The sequence below is a fragment of the Rheinheimera sp. F8 genome, assembly GCF_001518915.1.
Genome location: NZ_CP013656.1, coordinates 1,892,073 through 1,912,027, shown reverse-complemented (window position 1 = coordinate 1,912,027; position 19,955 = coordinate 1,892,073). Strand labels below are relative to the sequence as shown.

The window sequence follows — 19,955 nt, the reverse complement described above, 5'->3', positions numbered from 1 at the left end:
TGTTTAGATATCTCGCATTGATTTGAAACGAAATCTGATGTCAATATTCTGTTCAATCATTTCTAGATCAGCAATCGAAAGCTCACCTTTGCCGTTGGCTATATTTAAGAGCTTTGCATGAATAGGTGTTTCGCTTGTTACAACGTCAGCTAGTTGTGCAGACCAAGTTGCTGAAAGCTGCGGATAGTCTGAATTTCCCTCACAATGTTTTAGGATTAGACCAAGGTAACCAAGCCAATCTGGAAATCGACACATTTGAGCTATCGCCAATAAATCAGCATCATGACAAATTTTTAGAATGGCCTGTATTTGTGCCTTGCTAAATCTGTATGGGTATTGACCAAGTGTTCGAAACTCAGAATTTTCGGCATGAATTGGCCAGTCAGGATCCGTTGGTGATTTACCATTAGCCAGTTCAGCAAACGCATACCGAAAATGCATATGGCCGCAGGTTGTGCAGAATAGCTTCCAACACCAATTTTCCGATGATGCTAACTTACAGAGCTCTTCAAACTGGTTCACTTTAAATCTCTATTTGTTCATACGTGGATAAACGTATCAATACTATTGTTTATTTGTCTAGCACAATAGGAACTTGAGGTGCTTGAAGTTGGGTAAAAATAAACCGATTGCTATCAGAAGGTTTATCTATCACAGAGTAAGTTTTTACAATTTCTCAGACTTTTGGCAAATCTGCGAGTAATATCATCCATGAATTTCGAAGTGTCCACAATATACCGATCAAGAACTACTCTGATTCTCTGTTGCGCCATTACATATGTCATGTGGAATCCTCTATTGACTATACTCAGCACTAGCCATTGAAAATCATCATGACCTAGATCAGGATCACTTAAAAAGTTCATATCATAGAACTTAAAGCCATGGTCATTCTTATAGAAGAAACTGCAATCCAACTGATTCATGCTGTAATATCTGCGTTTACCGTTAAAGCCTTTATTGTTAGAGTTATATTGCTTTGCCACAAACTCAAATCTTGAAACAATTATCAGACCCATATTTTTATTATTTTCAGCAGCGTACTGAGATGTCTTGAAGTATGCTTTTTTCCCTTTTGAGCTTTGTGAAGAAACAATTGCTGACTCCATTAATCGCTTATGCCTAGGTTGATAATCAGACTTTGATCTACCTCTCGAATTTCCTCTAAATGTCAGCATACATGGATGAATGCCATTAAAGTCTACTCTCATTTCAACATGAGTTGGCACAGCATTTTTCAATGCGGAATAGTATGAATCGCCAAACCAGTGTTTCAGCAATACAACTATCCGAGATAATCCAGATTTTCTTTTACCACTAAAATTTAAGCTGATTTTTGCAAATCGATTCTCCTGTTCTTTACTTCTGCCAAACGGCTGATAATGAAGTACAACCTTTGCGACATCACAGGTTACTTCTATGCAATGAAGAAACTTTATTCTATTTGCCTTGTGGGCGGGCAAACTATAAGATTTGACACAAACATCGGGATCAGACTGCAAATAACGAACAAGGCCACAAAATTTTTCTTTCGGCAAATCAACAGTAAACTCAACCTTATCTAGTCCTACCTTATACATTCTTCTGTCATTTAAAATACAATTAATTTGGTGTGAAACACCGCTATAGTTGTTTGCAATGAATTCAGCCATAACCTCCATTGCAGATTCAGACATCCCCCCATTCTCGTTATAAGACCTTGAAATAGCATTTGACAACTCATCATAATAACCTTGCATTTCACAATAAAAATCTTTAACAAAAACAAACCTACCAGATAAAACATGAATTAATTTATTTTTCACGACCTCACGATTAGAAAAAGATTCTAACTTACATTTAGATGCACTTAAATCATTCAATTCCACTACCTCCGCATTAAACAACTCACAAAAAGCCTAATTTTTAACAGTGCTATTAGATTGAACTATTCGAGCTGTGTCAAAAACACCTAATTACAGGATTAATATAAAATTATATAATATAACCACAATCCACTTGATATTAATTTACAGTTTCCTTTTTTACATAAACACCTTTGCCTTTCATATAAAGGCATTACACAGAACATATATTCCTCTTTTATAGGAAAACGATATGGTCAAAAAACAAAGAACAGGCTTTGAGTTCTTAGCCTGCAGGTATGCTATTGGCGTTTTGCAGAGTGGAGACTTCACAGAGCTTGATGAATGCATCCATCGAGCAAGCTTGGCAAGGCTGTCTGGTATCAGCGCACTGCGTTATTCGAAGCTGAGCTTTGAGGAATGTGTAGCTAAGTTGGCGATTGCAGATAAGTCGGTTAAATCAACACAGTTGATTGAGCACAACGCAAACTTTCTAATCGAATGCCTTTCGCTGCCAGCCAATGCATTGGAGTTAGTGACATTTATCTTGGTACTTAATGCTCATGCGCCACTGAGACATATGTTGTCTGCGGTTGAAGCTAATGACCTGCACGATCAGCTGGAGATTTCACTGTGTGAACAACTAGCCATTGATGTTGACCAAGCTCGTGAAGTCGTAAAGACCCTATTTGGCTTTGGTCTACTTAAAGACATGAACTTGATGCATCCGTCAGATCTTGAAATACCAGAGCATTTACGAATGCAGCTACGTAAAACCAAGATATCCAGTAAAGAAGAGCTGCTATCTGCTGTGCTTATTGAAAGCGATGCTGCAGCCTTCAATATCAACGAATTTCCACACATCAACAGCAATCTGGTGTGCAACTATTTGGAAAATGCAGTACTCGCTGAATTAACCGGAATAAATGTACTTTTTTATGGGCCGCCTGGTGTAGGCAAATCAGAATTTGCTCGCGCATTGTCTGACCATCTATCGCGTTACTTGTTCGAAGTGAGAGCCGTCAGTATCAAAGATGGTCAGTTTACCGATGATGAGCGCGCACCAAAGATTGATAAGCAGCGAGTGTCTTATCTGCAATTTATCAATCAGATGCTGAATGCCAATAACCAGTCCATGCTTTTGATCGATGAATGTGAATCACTGTTTATATCTGCTGATTTACAGTATTCGAAAGAGCAACTACATCGGTTACTGGAGAAGAACAATGTGCCGAGTATTTGGATCACTAACCATGTGGAGTGTATTGAAGAGAGCTTTTTGCGCAGGTTTAAGTTGGTACTGGAATTTCCGCAACCAACACGACAAATGGTGCAATCGCTAGCAACTGAGGCCTTTGCAGGCTTAAAGGTATCCAATAAGTTTGTTCAACAATTAGTGCCGACGGCGAACTTATCACATGCTCTGATAGCCAACGCTGCTCATGTTGCCAAAACCATTGGTAGTAAAGGCAAAGAGGCTGAACAAATCATTATGGATGTTGTTGAGTCGAGCTTACGTGCTGCAGATCTGTGGAATGACGAACCGAGTTATCAGCAAGCGCTTGATTTTGATATCACCCTATTAAACATCAAACAGGCTGCAGCAGAACTGGAACAGATCCGTTATGCGATTGAACGAAATGAACCTATTCGCGTGTTACTCAGTGGTCCTGCTGGTACTGGCAAAACGGCATTTGCACACTATTTAGCACAACAGTGTCAGCGTGATATCAATCGAGTGAAATGCTCCGATGTACTGGATAAGTACGTTGGTGAAAGCGAAAAGAATGTGGCTCGCCTATTCCAGACCGCGCATCGTGACAAACAGATATTGCTGCTGGATGAAGTCGATTCACTGCTAAGTAGTCGTGAACGATTGCACAACCAGTATGAAATTCAGTTGGTAAACGAGTTACTGACGCAAATGGAATGTTTTACGCAACCGCTATTTGCTGCAACCAACTTTGATTCGTTACTGGATAAAGCAGTGCTGCGACGATTCGATTTCAAATTGGATTGCGATTACCTGAAAACGCATCAGGTACAGCAGTTATATAAGCAGCTTCTCGCGGTTAAAACGCTCACGGCCACTGAGCAATCGTACCTTGAACAGCTGCGAAATCTAACAGTTGGAGATTTTGCAATTCTCGCTCGGCGGATCAAGTTTCTGCCAGCACAAAACCATCGTTCATCAGCGCTGCAACTGTTGAACGAAGAAAACAAACGCAAGGCCATCAAACCACAAATCGGCTTTATCTAAGCCAAAGGAAAACATCATGACCACAACTTTATTGAGTTCGCTCAAGGCTATCGCTCGTCCTGAAATCGTCAAATCGCCAGTTTTGGCCAAACGGATGAAGCTAATTGAACGGCTAGAAGAACAGTTAGCAATGGTAAATGCCAAGCTAGCGAATCAGCCGTTTAGCTTTATTCGAGAGAAGACAATCACCGATCCTACTACCGGTGACAAACACATCAAGCAGATACCACGAAAAGTTCGTCAGTGGTTTTTTGACAATGCTGGCCACTTTTATTTTGAGGTGCGTTTTGCCGGAAAAACATTTGAAGTTGAAAGTGGCAAACCAACGATTGATGTTGGTGCATTGAGTAATTTGCCTGCACTTATTGCGTTGCTTATCCAAGCAGTCGAGAAAAGCGAACTCGATCAGTTTCTTCGGAGCACTGATAGCACTGATAGCACCGAACAAATCGATAAATTGGATAGTGACACCGTTCACTCATCGACTAAGCCAAAGACTGCTCGGAAATCCTAAATCGCTGCTGCAGCAAACTCATCTTTATCCCAAGTAAGAGCGAACTAATAAGCCTGACCAAGCGCTGCACATTCGCTCGTTCTTACAAAATGCAAAACTGTAAATATAAGGAAGGAAATGATGAAAACAATTTCATCCTCCAAACTGCCACTTAATCCAGAACTGGCAGAACAGCTCGCGAATTTCATCCCAAAAAGTTTAGCGGATAAATCCGTTGTATTGAATTTTCGCGACAGCACATATTCACCTGAAACCGGAGGTTACCATCCAGTAGAGATTAGTCTTCGACTATTAACCAGCAATCATTGGCAAATTTCATACATCACCGATTTCTGTTTTGTTGGCCAAGGTGACTTTACTGAATTGGCAAAGTGCCTCGATTTTGATGTCGGCCAGAATGTGTATCAGGACTTATATCAATGCTCTGAGTTAAGTGCAGGTCTTGAGATGTTTAAGCTGTGGCAAACCAACTTTATGGCTTACCTAAAAATGGAGGTGTTTGAAATCACTGCCTCAAAGTTGTAACCGCTTACGAATACCAAAACTGTAAATCCAACTGAGCAGACGGTAGCTGAGCTACTGAAAGCAAACCTGTAAATCCAAACAAGCAGACAGTAGCTGAGCTACTGAGAGAAAAACTGTAAATCAACTAGTGAAATGAAGTGCAAACCAAATCCATTTGGGCTGCGCTTGGCGAATGCTATTGCCTAAATTTACCATGAGGAAATTTTATGGATGTCTTTAAGATTACCAACCCAACCATAAGTCGGAACAAAAAGTTCTGCTCGTTTTTTTCAACGATTGCGAGATGGCAAGCGACTAAAAAAACCGAAAACATCTACTGCGGTTCATTCCAAGTGAATGAGCAATCCGAGCCAATAGGACAATTCGAGTTTGACTACACAATGACATCCAAAGGGCAAATTACACTTCTTGAGTTGCGCATCTTTAAGTACGACCAAGGCAATCACATTAAAATTGCCACATACAATTTTATTACAAACTCAATTAAGATTCATCGACTCAAGGCAACCAGTGTGCTCAACCGATACCTGACTAACCTGAAAAAGTTGATGGATTGGTTCTGCGCTGAGTACGAATTCAATGCACTCAGACAGACTGAATTCAGCCTCTTTGCTCACAACGAATAACCAACATTAACTAAGCCAAAACCAACTTTTTCCAGATATGAACCAAATATCTGGCGGTTTCCTTTTGTCCAAAATTCAGTAGTAAGGTGTATTTTATGAAACAAGTGAACGCAGAATTCAAACCGTTTTATCAGAATAAAAATGCAGAAAAGAAGTATCAAATAGCCTCACCTGCAGAGAGAATTGAAGCACTCAGACTTGCTGGCCATACAGACAAAGCGATTGATGAGGGTATACGTTGTAAGCTCACCGGTATTTCAAGATCAACTTGGGACCGGATGTCGAAGGATAAAGAAGTTCCTAAACCATTTGCGGGGTTCAAGAAAAACCGTTGGATGCTGTCTGAGATTTTAGTTTTTATGTATCGCAAGTCAGGAATCCTTCCTCAACCTAACGACAATACGAACTGAAAAGTCATGATGAAAGTTAAATGATGTGATCTTTCGTCAATAGATCACATCACACAATAATGCTCAAAAAATAACCACAAAAAAGTTTATTCATATCTGTAAATGTTAGAAATGCCATTTTTCTGCAGAAAAACGCTGATTTCAAACTTTAGATAAAGTTTAAACTTGTCAAAAGGACAAATTTTAAAAGATTTTCTTTTAGTTTAATTTTTGGACGTACATTTTTATGGAAATTAATTCTTTTTTCTAAGCATTCTGCTCGGATCTGTTAAGGGTCTAATTTACCAATCGGTGTCAGAAATCTGGCTCATTAACTCGTCAAAAATTGGGGTAACAAGTCGCAAGAGAGTTGCACGTTCTATCGGCTTTCGCCAATTTTCAACTGCGGAAAATTAAGTAGTGAGGATTACAGTTAATCAGTTTTCACTCACTGTTACGACTCAAATAAGAATTACCGAAATTGATTCATATGTTCATTCCTTGCAAAATCGATTGCTGGACTCAGAAATTGAACTCTACTGGACTCTAAATCAATTTGAGCACAATGCTGCATATATGCAAATTTCATTCATATGGTAATTTGCTAATACTAATGTGACCTGCCTAAAGTTTCGCAGCAATCTGCCACATTCTGAATGGTCAGATCTCACTATTAAGTCGATGTATCTCAGGAATCACGTTGAGTAAAAGCAGAAGGGTTTTATCAGCGATTTTTCAACCTACGCTCTCAAAAGGTAGATAGCAAACGAAGTGTTTTCTGTTGGGATCGAACTTCGCAAAGCTGACCAATTAATCTTCAGATGAAGATGAGTTTGCAACAGATAACGTTTATTTTTTGTAAACTTATTGGTTGTTAGCTCTTGAATATCGAGAATAGAATTAGTGGCACAAGCAAAAAGTATCTCCGTCTGTGGGCGGTCATACAGAGATGATACGACTGACCAAAACTCACCTTACACGAATTTTTGCCTCAAACATTCTGCTGAATGTTTTGCTTTCTGTGTGCAACGAGTCAAGCACTTAGAAAGTGCTAGGTAAGCTGCCCCCAACTCTTCATGCTAAAAAGTGAGTGTCAGCTCAACCTTTAGTAACTACGAACAAGTAGCAGCGAACGAATTATCGATTAAAATTACTTATCGAAAGGTAACTCTCACAGCAATGCAACACTTAACAATAGAGGCCATTAGCCCAGTCTTGCGTGAGATCTCACAGCTTGCATTTGAGTTGTACTCCACAACAAACCTACCTCACGTTACTTGAAGATTTGTACATTTTGCCAGTAATGAACTGATTTGACATTTCATAATAGCATGCGAAAATAACTGTATACATATACAGTTATTAAGTGATTATGAATATTAGTATTCTCGGAAAAATTGAGCGCAGGACGATAGTGAAGTTGCCTTTGTATATGTCTAAAGTAGCAGCAGGTTTTCCGTCACCAGCACAAGATTACGTAGAGCAAACACTCGATCTGAATGAGCTATGCGTCAAACGGCCTGCTGCAACTTTTTTCGTACGCGTTGAAGGTGACTCAATGATCGAGGCTGGAATCCTGTCGAATGATATCCTAATAGTGGATCGCTCTGTGCGTCCTGCGCATGGTGATATCGTTGTTGCTCAGGTGAATAACGAATTTACAGTTAAAGAATTACAACTAAAGCCAAAGCTGATGTTGGTGCCACGAAATAGCGCTTTCTCCCCAATAGAACTTGCTGACGAAGCAGAGCTGCAGATTTTTGGTGTGGTAACCAATGTACTAAGGCAGATGACGCGCTCGTCGAAGAATTAATAGTTATGAGTAAGGTTTTTGCACTAGTAGACTGTAATAACTTTTATGCTTCTTGCGAGAAGTTGTTCAGACCTGACTTGGCCAATACACCAGTGGTAGTCCTATCAAACAATGATGGCTGCGTGGTTGCTCGTTCAAAGGAGGCAAAAGCACTCGGTATAAAAATGGGCGTTCCTTACTTTCAGGTCAGAGAACTGGTAGAAAAGCATGGCGTCGTAGCATTTTCATCAAACTATGCACTTTATGCCGACATTTCTGCACGAGTGATGACGACACTGGAGCAACTTGCGCCATCTGTTGAGGTGTACTCTATTGATGAAGCTTTTTTAGATCTCACTGGTATTTCCTCATGCACAGAGCTCAACGAATTTGCTAAACAAGTCAAAACAACAATTTTGAATTGGACTGGTATTCATGTTTGCGTAGGTATTGCACCAAGCAAAACTTTGGCGAAATTAGCCAATCACGCGGCCAAAAAATGGAGTAAAACCGGTGGAGTTGTTGATCTAACAGACAGGGATAGACAGCGAAAATTGATGGCTTTATTACCTGTCAGCGAAGTTTGGGGCATTGGCGGTAGAATCACTAAACGTCTTAACGAAATGGGTATCCACACTGCATTGCAACTCGCAGACACTCCAGCAAAACAAATTAGAAAGCAATTTTCCGTTGTTGTTGAACGCACAGTGCAAGAGTTAAATGGCGAATCCTGTTTAAGCCTTATCGAAGTAGAGAGTAAGAAAAAAGAAATAGTGAGCTCTCGCTCGTTCAGCGAACGAATTCTTGACCAAAAACAAATGATTGAGGCGGTTTCAGAATACACTCATAGAGTTTGTGAAAAACTCAGAGCACAGCAATGTAAGGCCAAGCAACTGACTGTTTTCATCCGTACAAGTCCGTTTAGCGACCACCAAACCGATCCTTATTACGCAAACTCCGCTTCAGGCCAGCTCGTTTACCCAAGTAGCGATACGCGAGACTTTTTGCATTTAACCGCCGAATTATTGTCGAAGATCTGGAAAGATGGTTATCGGTACGCTAAGTCAGGTGTCATGCTGACCGATTTTTATGACGAAAATATCTTACAGCAGCAACTGTTTGCAGATGAATCAGGTTCCGAATGCAATCCAGCACTGATGGCAGTGATTGACCAGATCAATCAGCAACACAAAAGGAATGCCATCTTTTTTGCTGCTAAAGGCACGCAGCAAAATTGGTCTATGAAAAGAAGCTTACTTTCGCCTTCATACACGACTAAATGGTCGGATTTACCAAAAATTTAGCCGTTATCAATTTAACGTTTTAAGATTAATCACATAAAAAAGGCTTATAAGCCTAGACTCAAACGCCACGGCTTTTACGCTGTAGATTTTAAACCTAGTTTTTAATCATAGTCCGCACTTATATGGGTGGGATTTATGATGGACATGAAAGACTTTTTAACCCAAATGGGCCGCAACGCGAGTAGCTTGCGTCAGCAGAAAAAACTTACGCAAATGAACGTAGCTTCAAAGGCAGGTCTCGATCTTAGTCTTGTTAGTCGTCTTGAACGTGGAACGATCAATCCAAGCATTGGCACACTTCTCAAACTTGCTAAAGGTCTAGATTGCGACCTTAAAGATCTGATTCCAGATACTGCTCAATACTCCATCGAAGACATCACAAACTAGAAAACTGATAAGTTCCTTAGCTTTACACCGTCACAACTTAAAATTTCTTTAGCTCGATTTGCAAATATATTTACCTAAAGATACTACAGGTAGCGACGATACATCCTTACAAATAAGGCATTTACACCTAGGCTGATCAGCCTTGCTTCAAATGCTTATAATAAGGAAAGCTCAGGAATGTACGTCAACACAAATGTATCTGCCCTAAATGCGCAGCGGCAACTACTCGGCTCCGGAGTAAGTTTGACCAAAGCATTCGAACGTCTGTCGTCTGGATTGCGAATCAACTCTGCAGCAGATGATGCTGCAGGTTTACAGATCAGTAATCGCCTGACTTCTCAAGTTGGCGGTTTAAATCAGGCAATTCAAAACGCAAATGACGGCATTTCCTTAGCTCAAGTCGCAGAAGGCGCAATGGAAGAAATCACCAATGCGCTACAGCGTATGCGTGTCTTAGCAGTTCAGGCCGAAAACGGTATTAATTCGTTTGCTGACAGAGAAGCACTGCAAAAGGAAGTCTTAGCTCTGCAAAAAGAGATTGATCGCATAGCCACTACTACCGAATTCGGTGGCCAAAAACTGCTGGATGGCAATTATAAAAGTACCTTTCTTGTAGGCGCGAATGCTGGCCAAACAATCGATATTGACTTAACAGCATATGGTGCGATGAATACTGGTGATTTATGGGTATCTGAAGTAGATGTTACGCAGACAAAGTCTCAGAGTGATGGAGAGCGAATTTATGTAGGTTCTGAATTTGATGGTTACTCGAATAGCGTTTTTTACAATCAGAATCAGCATTTCGATTTCGTAACACCACCGACGGTTTATGCTGGTACTCCTGGTACTACTGTCTCGGGTATTGTGGTACGTCTGAATGACGGCCCTTGGACTAAAATTCCAAGCTATTTTACTGCAACCGGTTCGCGAGAAGATTTCGTAAATGCTTTTAACAATACCTTCGGTCGGAACGTACTTCATGCAAATTCATTCGGTAGTGTTCGAGTGGAAGAAGACGCCACTTTCCAGTTTGCCTATGAAGGGTTAGCTGCCACAGCTACCGAAGCTACAGCGCGGGAACAAGAACTTTTTATGCTTACCGGTATTTGGAATTTATCTGGAAATACACCCTACGGTAGCACTGATTTCAATACATCAATTATTGATAGAGCATTAGAAAAAGTTGATAGCGCCAGAGCTTATTTAGGAGCACAACAGAACAGATTTCAATCTACTATCCGTAACTTAAGCAACGTATCTGAAAACGTTTCTGCAGCCAGAAGCCGGATACGTGACACTGACTACGCACGCGAAACTGCTGAACTCACTCGTTCGCAGATTTTACAGCAAGCCGCAACTTCTTTGCTTGGACAAGCTAATCAGAGACCTCAAGCTGCATTGAGTCTGTTAAGCTAAAAAAGCATAGGGGGAAAAAATAAAAAACAAACGGAATCGTCAATGGGTGTACTTGCATTCGTCCAAATTAATCCGTTCAGTTCAATACCACCAAACGATCCCTCACTTAATACGCTAATTCTATTAACGGCCAGTTGGTTCATGCCTGCTCTAAAAGAGATTTCTGCATTTCGTCACAAGCTAATGCCAAAATAGAAAGATGGATCCAAAGATGTAGAGGCAAGCGTGATGATGTCTGAACTGTGCGAAAACGACAGCACGCAATATGAACTATTCTTTGCGGTATCACCAATTGCAGCAAATACCAACCTGATGAATGTAGTCGAGTAAATCAACCAGCAACATGGCAAAAACACTATCTTCATTGCAATCAAAAGCACAGAATTGGTCTTGGGACGGAATTTACTATCATCTACTTGCACGACGATTTGGTCGGAATTGGTGATTGTTAGATAAAATATGAACCTTTGTGGCTATATCAGGTTTTACTTATTCACTAAAATATCTTCGAACTAACCTGATAGTCAGTTAAGATGGGTAATTGCATTTGATTTACCACCTCATTGCAACCTGCCCTTATCACGTGTTGCAAATCAATCGCACCAACATTTTCACGGAAAGTACCACATTATCGGATGGCGGCTTTGTGCCAAAACGGACATGCAGCGTTGTAATAAATGCCTAATAATTACTTCTTTTACTAGTACAAACTGCTGGATAAATTCTCAAGGATCCAGCTTGAGTAAATTCAAGAACAACTAGCGTACTGTATGTATAAGTTTTGCCGGTCGCAAATTTTCTAACTCCAGAAAAATCTGTTGAAATAGAGGTACATCAGCGTTAGTTTGGTACGAGCTAAATTCGGAAAATAAGGCTTAAAAACGTTCGGCTTGCGGGCAGCCTGCCTTTGAAAATGGATTGTTTTATCTTATGAATACTGAACTAGACATCAATAAATTTCTTGAAGAGAGAGGTAGAGCTATGAGGAAATCGAGGCTTACTGATGAACTTATCTCTACTTATAAAAAATCTACTCCAAATGTAACTCCAATTTGGGATTCGACTCCCCACTCAATTCAGTTTAATGATATCAGTGATGAGATCTTGAAGGCAGGAATAGATATTTATACAGCTTCGCATTCGGATGTATGGTGTGGGATCTACCAGCCAAAAATATATGATAAAGGTACATTGTGGCAAGATATACATGATAGTGGAAAAATTGCTCGTGTTATTGAAGCTTGGGAAAATAAAAAAGCACTTTCACCATTGTTTTTTGTCAAGCACGGAAGTAAAGATATGGCCTTAGTAGCAGATGGTAAGCACCGCTTAACGGTGGCTAGACATATGGGGTGTGATTATATTCCGTTTATGGTTCAGACAGACAAAAGTGATTGGGTATCACGTGCAATTCCTTCCGCAAGGAAGATATAACAAGTCCATTAACTTCGCTCATTCGGCGCTTGGCGCGCTAAAGCGTGCGGTTATTGAGGCGTTATACGATGCAGTGTGCATCAGCACTCGACCAAAATCGGAAGTTTAAAAAGACTGTATTGAAGGCTATAAATTTAAATGGAAAGTATTTATAGGACTATTTTCTTCTGTCAAAGAGTTAACGACAATTACAATATTTTTTATGGTCATTCGATTTATTGGAAATTGACGAGCTTAGACTATGTGATTGATGGATGGAAGAGAAAAAATATTCAAGGCGATATATACGCCTTCTTTGTTGACTTGCCAAGCTTTGATGCAATTGATCAACTGATTAGCAGTAAGCGCTTAGAAATAAATGCAAACGCAAAAAAACACATCTTGATTTTCCAATGGGAACAAAGCGATGCAAATTTTTTAATCAATGACGCTAGCGATAATGAATATAAGCCATTCATTTCATTATGTTCAAAAGCAATCTACTACTACTCAACCATAGAGAGTGAGTTCATAGAAGATTTTCTTCGCGAAAAGAAAGAGTCTATATCCAGACTAGAGGAAGAATATATTACTCCTTTAGCTAAGAATCCTCACTTGCTGAATACCTTTGCAATATACACACCAACAAGAATTGAAACATCTTTGCAGAATGTTAGAGATCAGAAGAATCATATAACAGGAGTTGAATTTCATATAAATGACATTTTCGGTGAGTATCAAGATTGTCAGGTAAATTTTCTTCTTAGCAGTGAGGGGGAAAACGATAAAGGTAGTTTCAAGCTGTCTGATGAACCAAAAATAATCAGCACCCGATTTGACCCAGATTATATGGAGATATCCATTCAACATGGCGAAGAAGTTGTATTTGAAGAAAAGTGTTATTTTGTTAAATCGATTAACATAAATATGAAAATCATATCAGGAAGCATAAAGACAAATAGCGGGACGGTTCCGACGCATAGCTCTTCATCATTTACAATAGGTGGCGATAGTGAATAGCTGGAAAGAGCGGAAGAAGAAGTTAAGTACGTCATTAGACTATGATCCATTAACTACGATCCCTATGATTGAGGGGGGATCTGACAATTTAACCGTAATGCAAGCAAGAATTAGAAATGAATTTGATCGACTTGATTGCAAAAGAATAACTATAATTGACCAGTATTTTCTTCCCTCTGATATAGATTTCATAATTCATACATTCGCATCGTTGCATGGAAGGAAAATCAGGATCCTAACCAAGCTTGCTGATCCCAAGAATGTCGAGCAAAAACAAACACACGAGTCTAATTTCAAGGAAGCTATTAAGCAGGTTGAGAAAAAAGGAATATTTTCTGAATTCAAGATCTATAAAGCCAATATTCCAATACATGATAGATATTTTATATCTGAAGATCTGAGTACGAATTCACCCTGCCTGTCTCTTGGAACATCTATCAATATGCTGTTTCAGAGCTATAGCTGCATTATTAAGATAGAAAACAATTCATTTAAAAGACAAGTTCTGAAGCTGGCGGACCTCTGTATTCAGAGCGGCAATGAAATTAGAGAGTGGGAAGATGGGCGATAAATCATTGAACAATCAAAACGATGAGGCTGACCTTTCTAAAATTGAAAATGGAAATTTATTTAGAGAAGGCGCAGACTATACCTATAGTTTTACCGGTGATGTAACGGATGCCTGCATTGACGCTTCAAGGTACGTAAATCCGTATGGTTTAAGACACTCATTGAGCGCAGAAATTATTAATCTAGTAGATGGCAAAGCTAATATCCAAGAGAGATTGGATATAGCAAAGCTCGATAAGAAAAATGTAATAGCTGCTTATTTGGTGACATATCAGCATTATACTATTAATGATATTTATAATTTGCTTGTGTCGGAGGATGAATATTTGGTGTCTATTGGGGTTGGGCTTGCCGTCATAAATGATAATCCTCTAATAATACCGCGCTCTAACATTGAAGGCCTATATAAATATTTCCGCTCTCGCGAGATAAAGTCGGATCAATTGATTCACTTCATCTCTGATGATTTTATAAGTTGTTCTTTCCGAAGAATGCTGAAAGAAGAAAGAGTAATTTTTACATGGATGATCAACAATCTAATTTCTCTGATGGATGTTGATGCAATAAGCGTCGATCAAAATTCTGATTTATTTGTCAGCCTTCTAAGAGACAAAGACTATCTGAATGAAACACACATGGCTCTGTTTCTTTTAGCTATCAAAAAAAGACCAAATCTCATCGAAGATATCCTAAAATTGAATTTATGCATTGACCCATTCACCAAGCAATATAATTATCCAAAATGGCTAAAAGAGGTTAGAAAATTTTTCTTTATTTCTAATCTCAGGGATTCTCTGCCGGAGGGATATAGTAGTGGAGAAACTTTATTGTTTGATAAAAGGAAATCTGAGCTATACAGAATTAATAAGAATGATCGGAGTTTGGAAATGTGATTCATTAGTGTCTTTGGATTTTGGGTCATGATCCGAATAACATATAACAAGGACGCAGCAATCTGAGCCGATGTTTGAGGCGTTAATTGCCGTTTTTCGCTCAAAGCTGACTATCAATTAAATGGATGATTGCCGAAACTGGTGGTTATTTGAAAATTCAACTGGTGGTAAGCAGCCTGTGGTCTGGATTGTAAATTGGCCTATCGTTTTGCAGTTAAGAGCGAGTAACTGAAATTAGAGCCTGCTTTTACGGCTTTGATAGAGCGTACAAAAAGACTAGTTAGATAACACTTGTCTTTTATGTATGCTGGTAGTATTCATTCGATACAAAATTTGATGCCTCGGTTTGTTTTCCATGAACTAATAAATAAAGATCAAGTACCGGAGGGGGCTTTGCTCTATTGATATGAATTGAATAAGACTGTATTGTTTTTACAACATTGATTAATTCTTTGTTACTGGGATTTTCAGACGACAAGATGCCTAATTTTCGTGCGGATTTTAATACAGCTGAATCAGGCTTGATACAGTCATACCCTAATGAAGTTAGCAAATGTAGCAGAGATGTAGTTTCTCTGAAAAATGGAATGCTAGTACGTTGAAATTCCTTTTTTAGGGTACTAAATCCAGCCCAAAAATTACTCAAGTCATCACTGCAAGTGATATGTTTTGAAATATTTGAATTCATCAAAGAATTGCTAATGAGAGGTATTTTTCTAGCAAGCATAACTATTTGAAATATTTTTGTTTGCTGGCGTATCCCCTTGATGCTTTCCCAGTGTTCGTCAACTAAATCGCATGGATTAATTTTAGAAACTTTTTTAGTATCGAAGTTATAAAATACTTTATCAAGAGAGCCGCTTTCAATAACATTTTTTACAACGTTTGATTGAGCTTGTTGACTATATACAACAAGAATAGCTAGATGGCGTAACAAGGCATCGTGGTTGGTTAAATCAATTCCAATTGCTCGGTTACGGATTTTTAAATTTTCATCAAAAATTTCAAGCTTGTATATATCAACAAGTTTAATCATTTCAGTTATCTTTACAACCAGATTCCCTTCCATTACCTTCCATTACCTTCCTATTGCTATTCATGTTAAAATACACACAGCCCATTTATTGGCAATTTTAAAAAAATTACTCAATATGACTGGCAATAAAACTTACATAAAGGCGAGTATTACTTATTCACTTTAACTCAACTCTCCTGATTGATACGCATCAAGGTATTTATAAACTTGCTTTACTTTATCGTCAAATTGCAAGGATAAAGTTTTGTGCCCTGGTTGATTTCTATCAATAGTCAGTCCATCTAAAGATGGTACAACAAAGCTCACATCATTATTTTCCGCATTCGGCCGTGCGATTACTTCTTTAAATCCTAAATATTCAATATTAGAAACTTGGACGTCAGGAGTCTCAAATACACTTGCTATCAGTGATTTTTTTGGAGCGCTTACTATTTTCTTTTGCTCGCCATAGCCATTTTTAGTAGTGACTTCGTAAAATCTTGCTTTTTTCGCCATAGTTCTCTCTTTTCAAAAAAAATAAAACAGTCAATCTTTCACTAACCTTATTAAATATATTGCTTTGTGTCTAGTGGTAGTTATTCAAGTTTGATATATCTTTCGGAAAGCTTAGCTTCTGACACAGAACTGGTCAGCACTTTGAAAGTATTGCGGAAAATACCCACGATGCAGAAATCCACCACATATTTACTGATATGGAACCATACAGACAAATATTGAGCATGCTAATAAATTTTCCTTAACTCGGAGCGTGCAGGTGAGTCAAGTATTCTAAATACTCATAATTCATCGCATTGTATCTGCACATTGAGTGAGCACTTTATCATTGGCACACTAACAGGCTGTAGGTATTTAACTTCCACTCGACTTGTCTTTCTAGCTATAGCTTGACTTTCTATTTTAGAACCTATTGTCCCAGCTACAATACCATTCCCATTAGGACCATCATTGTAAATCAATTCTTGATATCCAATTTGTCTTCCAACTTCATCGTAAAATACCGCTGAAAAAGATGCCGATGTTCCATATAATTTACTTTCAGGTGGTGATTTTAATTCCCACTCAAAAAACAAAGCTTTTTCTCGAGATGTCGAATCGGCAACCTTTGCTTTCGAAATTGTCAGAGCATTTTTAAAGTAATTATCAGCTTGAATAACTATCAGTCGTCTATAGGCATCAGCTGCACGGCCAAGATCAATAGAGACAATATAATCGGGATCAAGCTCTGCCAATTTCTTAATCGTATTGTTATATGTTTGAAAGTCAGAAGCAACTTGCTGCTCACCTCTGAGCCTGAGTTCTTCAATCGCTTTTGTGTACTCGGAGCTATTAAAATGAAAATGTGTATGGTTTTTTAGTATTAGCTGGTCTATCTCCCTCAAAGATTCAGTTAATAGCTGGATCTTTCGATATTTTTCCTTCCTTTCCTTTACTCCTGCCAGATCAAGAAATACACCATCATTATTTAGAGTAAAAGTTTCTTCAGTTGTGGTATATTCGAGTGTTTGCACGGTAAGCAAACCTTTTTCAAAGTTAACCTGCGCTTGTTCAATTTTGTCTTTCGAATACTCCAAAGCGAACTCATTGAAAAAACCAAGCTCATGTAGTAGCGCTGGGTGTTTAAAAGTTACTTTGATTAATTTTTTATCACCATCAACAGTGTGTGGATGAACAATTGAGGAGGAATTGCTATAAAGAAATCTCTCTAGCTCAAAATACCGACTTGCACCTGACAATCGAGGTTTAAGACGATTGTAATCCAGCTTTTCCCACTCTTCAGACGTCATTGAGCTCTTATCAGCAGAACTTAAGAGGTTGTAATCCGGTGTAGTGTAAAAATTCTCTATTTTTTCTTCTGGGGATTCCTGTTTGCTGCAAGAAATCATTAAGAGAGTCAGAGATATAAAAATAAAACGAGCCATATTATCGTCCTTGGTTAACTCGGCAATCGATATTAGCGCATATGCGATCAACCTGAAAATCAGTCATAAGGCTTCAAGAAAGGACTTTGCGGTTCGCAATTCGATTTCCTTAATACCTAATGCATTTTTGGCGTCTTCTAACGATACAGTGTACCCATCACAAATATCCATTAGTCCATATGTTATAGCAAGAGCAAAACTCTACTCTACCCTTGCCCTCTCAAAATCTTCGATACTTTGCACGATACAACTATTCAGCAGAATTAGCGGGTGTGTCCTGTACTGGAAGAATCAACATTTCGGACGTGATTTTAAGGTCTGATAAAGGAATGGCATCTTCAGTAATTTTGGCATGCATAAGAATTACCCAACTCTTTTCTTGAGCCCATTTAAATTCTGTTAACACACGCTGTTAAATAATATGCCAGTAAACCAGCTCTATTCAGAAAGATGTGGTGGAGTGGCAGCTACTGTGCTGTTTGTTCGATGACAGGTCGGATGCTTGCAAGACTACTGACTCAACACAGTTGCGGTTCGCTGATTCAGTCCATCACAGTCGGTGACAACTAGCATTGGGCCACCGAAGGAGTTATGATATTTGATGACCTATAGCATCGTCCTATGCGCACCACTCAAGGCCAACCAAACTGCCTCATTCAGCATCACAAACATGGTTACCAGTATGGTTACCAGTCGAGAGACGTTTTCGCTTGATGACTATATATATCAATGATTTACAGTTTTCACTCAATAAACAGATCCAGAACGTGGAGTGATGTTTCTGGCTAGGACTAAGCCACTTTTATAAATCATATCTTAATGATTTATAAAGCTTTACAACTGCCTACAGCCATTCAGCCGCTGACAACTGGTTACCACATAGGTAGCCAGTTTTGTTTTTGCAGAAGCTAAGACTGAGCCAGCCGATACCGCGTACTCCTACCCCCTGCCCCAGTATTCACCAAACACCCCAACTCAACCAGCTGGGCCAGATGGCGTGTAGCGGTAGCCGGGCTTACTTTGGCAACTTTACTGTATTGACTGTTGTTAATACCTTCACTGAAATCGCCGTCCAATAACCGGTTCAGCACTTTGACTTGTTCCTTGCTCAGTCGGGTTTGGTCCACGCGCTGCCAAAATCTGGTTTTTTGCAGCGTTTGTTCGATATCCGCCAGCACCTGGCGCATGCTGGCAGCCAATGTATCGAGGAACCAGCTTAACCAGGCGGTGATGTCAGTGTCCCCTCGTTGGCTTTGCTCAAGGATATCGTAGTAACTATTTCGACGTTCCAGGATGGCAACCGACATGGCGTAAAAGCGGATGGACTGATGCTCTGCCTGCGCCAGCGCGAGGTCGGTCAACAGCCTGGCTAACCGGCCATTGCCATCTTCCATCGGGTGAATAGTGATAAACCAGAAATGCGCGATGCCGGCGCGCAGCAACGGGTCTAAATCGTTACTTTCTCTTGAGCGGTTAAACCAGTCGATAAAGCATTGCAGTTCACGCTCTAACAGCTGCCGGGGGGGCGCTTCGAAATGTACTTTAGGCTTGTCTATGCGACCAGAAACAACCTGCATGGGTTCATTACCGCGCAGCTGACCACCCTGCACTCGCTGCACCAGTGAACTGTCAGACGGGAACAACCAGGCATGCCATTGCAATAAGCGCTCTAAAGTTAACGGCTGCTGCCAGTTGCCAATTGCATCGGTCACCATAGCGGCAAGGCCATCAGATTGCAGCGTTGTTGCATATGGCTGCGGCTCTGCGATACCAAGCTTACGGGCCAAAGACGATCGCACCACGCTGTGATTCAGCTTCTCGCCTTCAATAGCGCTGGACGTGAGGACATTTGCCAGCATGGTATCAAGAGCAGCTTCCTCGTTTGCCTGCACACCCATTTTACCCAGCAGTAACCCTTGCAAAAAATGCAGCTCACGTAACATCGGCGACAGTTCAGCCAGATCATAACGAAAAGCCGGCGATACCTCTTGCTGACCGCCAGGCCAGTCCGGTTGTTGCCAGATCCACATAGACAGGACTCCTGCTG

At 39.8% G+C, this 19,955-nt stretch carries 19 protein-coding genes; 13 read left to right on the top strand and 6 right to left on the bottom strand.

Going from position 1 to position 19,955, the window contains the following annotated elements; translation table 11 throughout:
• Window positions 1–3: 3 nt before the first annotated feature.
• Both ATY27_RS08605 and ATY27_RS08600 read right to left on the bottom strand, forming a co-directional pair.
• Window positions 4–522, bottom strand: coding sequence for a hypothetical protein (locus ATY27_RS08605; RefSeq protein WP_208932883.1), 519 nt, complete (start codon window positions 520–522; stop codon window positions 4–6).
• A 122-nt stretch (window positions 523–644) separates the two neighbouring features.
• Entirely contained in the window at window positions 645–1,868 is a 1,224-nt protein-coding gene (locus ATY27_RS08600; RefSeq protein WP_208932884.1) for a hypothetical protein, read from the bottom strand.
• Between the two features lie 229 nt (window positions 1,869–2,097).
• On the opposite strand from ATY27_RS08600, the gene ATY27_RS08595 reads away from it, so the two are divergent.
• The 13 genes from ATY27_RS08595 (at window position 2,098) to ATY27_RS08530 (ending at window position 14,953) form a co-directional block, all read left to right on the top strand.
• Entirely contained in the window at window positions 2,098–4,104 is a 2,007-nt protein-coding gene (locus ATY27_RS08595) for an ATP-binding protein (RefSeq protein WP_208932885.1), read from the top strand.
• A 16-nt stretch (window positions 4,105–4,120) separates the two neighbouring features.
• Entirely contained in the window at window positions 4,121–4,618 is a 498-nt protein-coding gene (locus tag ATY27_RS08590) for a DUF6641 family protein (RefSeq protein ID WP_208932886.1), read from the top strand.
• A 117-nt stretch (window positions 4,619–4,735) separates the two neighbouring features.
• The gene (locus ATY27_RS08585; protein WP_208932887.1) at window positions 4,736–5,143 is read left to right on the top strand and encodes a DUF2787 family protein; all 408 of its coding nucleotides are present in this window, start codon (window positions 4,736–4,738) and stop codon (window positions 5,141–5,143) included.
• A gap of 206 nt (window positions 5,144–5,349) precedes the next feature.
• A complete protein-coding gene (locus ATY27_RS08580; RefSeq protein WP_208932888.1) occupies window positions 5,350–5,769 on the top strand; it encodes a hypothetical protein in 420 nt (139 codons plus the stop codon).
• A gap of 95 nt (window positions 5,770–5,864) precedes the next feature.
• A complete protein-coding gene (locus ATY27_RS08575) occupies window positions 5,865–6,179 on the top strand; it encodes a hypothetical protein (protein WP_208932889.1) in 315 nt (104 codons plus the stop codon).
• A gap of 1,351 nt (window positions 6,180–7,530) precedes the next feature.
• Window positions 7,531–7,971: a translesion error-prone DNA polymerase V autoproteolytic subunit gene (umuD, locus tag ATY27_RS08570; protein WP_208932890.1), complete on the top strand. Its 441-nt coding sequence runs from the start codon at window positions 7,531–7,533 to the stop codon at window positions 7,969–7,971.
• 5 nt (window positions 7,972–7,976) lie between these two features.
• Window positions 7,977–9,254, top strand: coding sequence for a translesion error-prone DNA polymerase V subunit UmuC (gene umuC / locus ATY27_RS08565; protein WP_208932891.1), 1,278 nt, complete (start codon window positions 7,977–7,979; stop codon window positions 9,252–9,254).
• Window positions 9,255–9,389: 135 nt separating this feature from the next.
• Window positions 9,390–9,641, top strand: coding sequence for a helix-turn-helix transcriptional regulator (locus ATY27_RS08560; RefSeq protein ID WP_208932892.1), 252 nt, complete (start codon window positions 9,390–9,392; stop codon window positions 9,639–9,641).
• Window positions 9,642–9,818: 177 nt separating this feature from the next.
• Window positions 9,819–11,057, top strand: a complete 1,239-nt coding sequence (locus ATY27_RS08555) for a flagellin (RefSeq protein ID WP_208932893.1) — start codon at window positions 9,819–9,821, stop codon at window positions 11,055–11,057.
• A 930-nt stretch (window positions 11,058–11,987) separates the two neighbouring features.
• On the top strand, window positions 11,988–12,491 hold the full coding sequence (locus tag ATY27_RS08545) for a ParB N-terminal domain-containing protein (RefSeq protein WP_208932894.1): 504 nt from the start codon (window positions 11,988–11,990) through the stop codon (window positions 12,489–12,491).
• Window positions 12,492–12,629: 138 nt separating this feature from the next.
• Window positions 12,630–13,490 (top strand): hypothetical protein, encoded by an 861-nt coding sequence (locus tag ATY27_RS08540; protein ID WP_208932895.1) that lies wholly within the window; start codon window positions 12,630–12,632, stop codon window positions 13,488–13,490.
• Window positions 13,483–14,061 carry a hypothetical protein gene (locus ATY27_RS08535; RefSeq protein WP_208932896.1) on the top strand — a complete coding sequence of 193 codons (579 nt, stop codon included), beginning with the start codon at window positions 13,483–13,485 and terminating at the stop codon, window positions 14,059–14,061. Before ATY27_RS08540 ends, ATY27_RS08535 begins: the two co-directional genes overlap by 8 nt.
• The gene (locus ATY27_RS08530) at window positions 14,030–14,953 is read left to right on the top strand and encodes a hypothetical protein (protein WP_208932897.1); all 924 of its coding nucleotides are present in this window, start codon (window positions 14,030–14,032) and stop codon (window positions 14,951–14,953) included. The genes ATY27_RS08535 and ATY27_RS08530 overlap by 32 nt, the downstream gene beginning before the upstream one ends.
• A gap of 298 nt (window positions 14,954–15,251) precedes the next feature.
• On the opposite strand, the gene ATY27_RS08525 is transcribed toward ATY27_RS08530, so the two are convergent.
• From ATY27_RS08525 to ATY27_RS08510, 4 genes are all read right to left on the bottom strand, one after another.
• Window positions 15,252–16,022, bottom strand: a complete 771-nt coding sequence (locus ATY27_RS08525; RefSeq protein WP_208932898.1) for a hypothetical protein — start codon at window positions 16,020–16,022, stop codon at window positions 15,252–15,254.
• Between the two features lie 129 nt (window positions 16,023–16,151).
• The gene (locus ATY27_RS08520) at window positions 16,152–16,484 is read right to left on the bottom strand and encodes a hypothetical protein (protein WP_208932899.1); all 333 of its coding nucleotides are present in this window, start codon (window positions 16,482–16,484) and stop codon (window positions 16,152–16,154) included.
• 281 nt (window positions 16,485–16,765) lie between these two features.
• Window positions 16,766–17,908, bottom strand: coding sequence for a hypothetical protein (locus ATY27_RS08515; protein ID WP_208932900.1), 1,143 nt, complete (start codon window positions 17,906–17,908; stop codon window positions 16,766–16,768).
• Between the two features lie 908 nt (window positions 17,909–18,816).
• Window positions 18,817–19,938 carry a Fic family protein gene (locus ATY27_RS08510; RefSeq protein WP_208932901.1) on the bottom strand — a complete coding sequence of 374 codons (1,122 nt, stop codon included), beginning with the start codon at window positions 19,936–19,938 and terminating at the stop codon, window positions 18,817–18,819.
• Window positions 19,939–19,955: the final 17 nt, after the last annotated feature.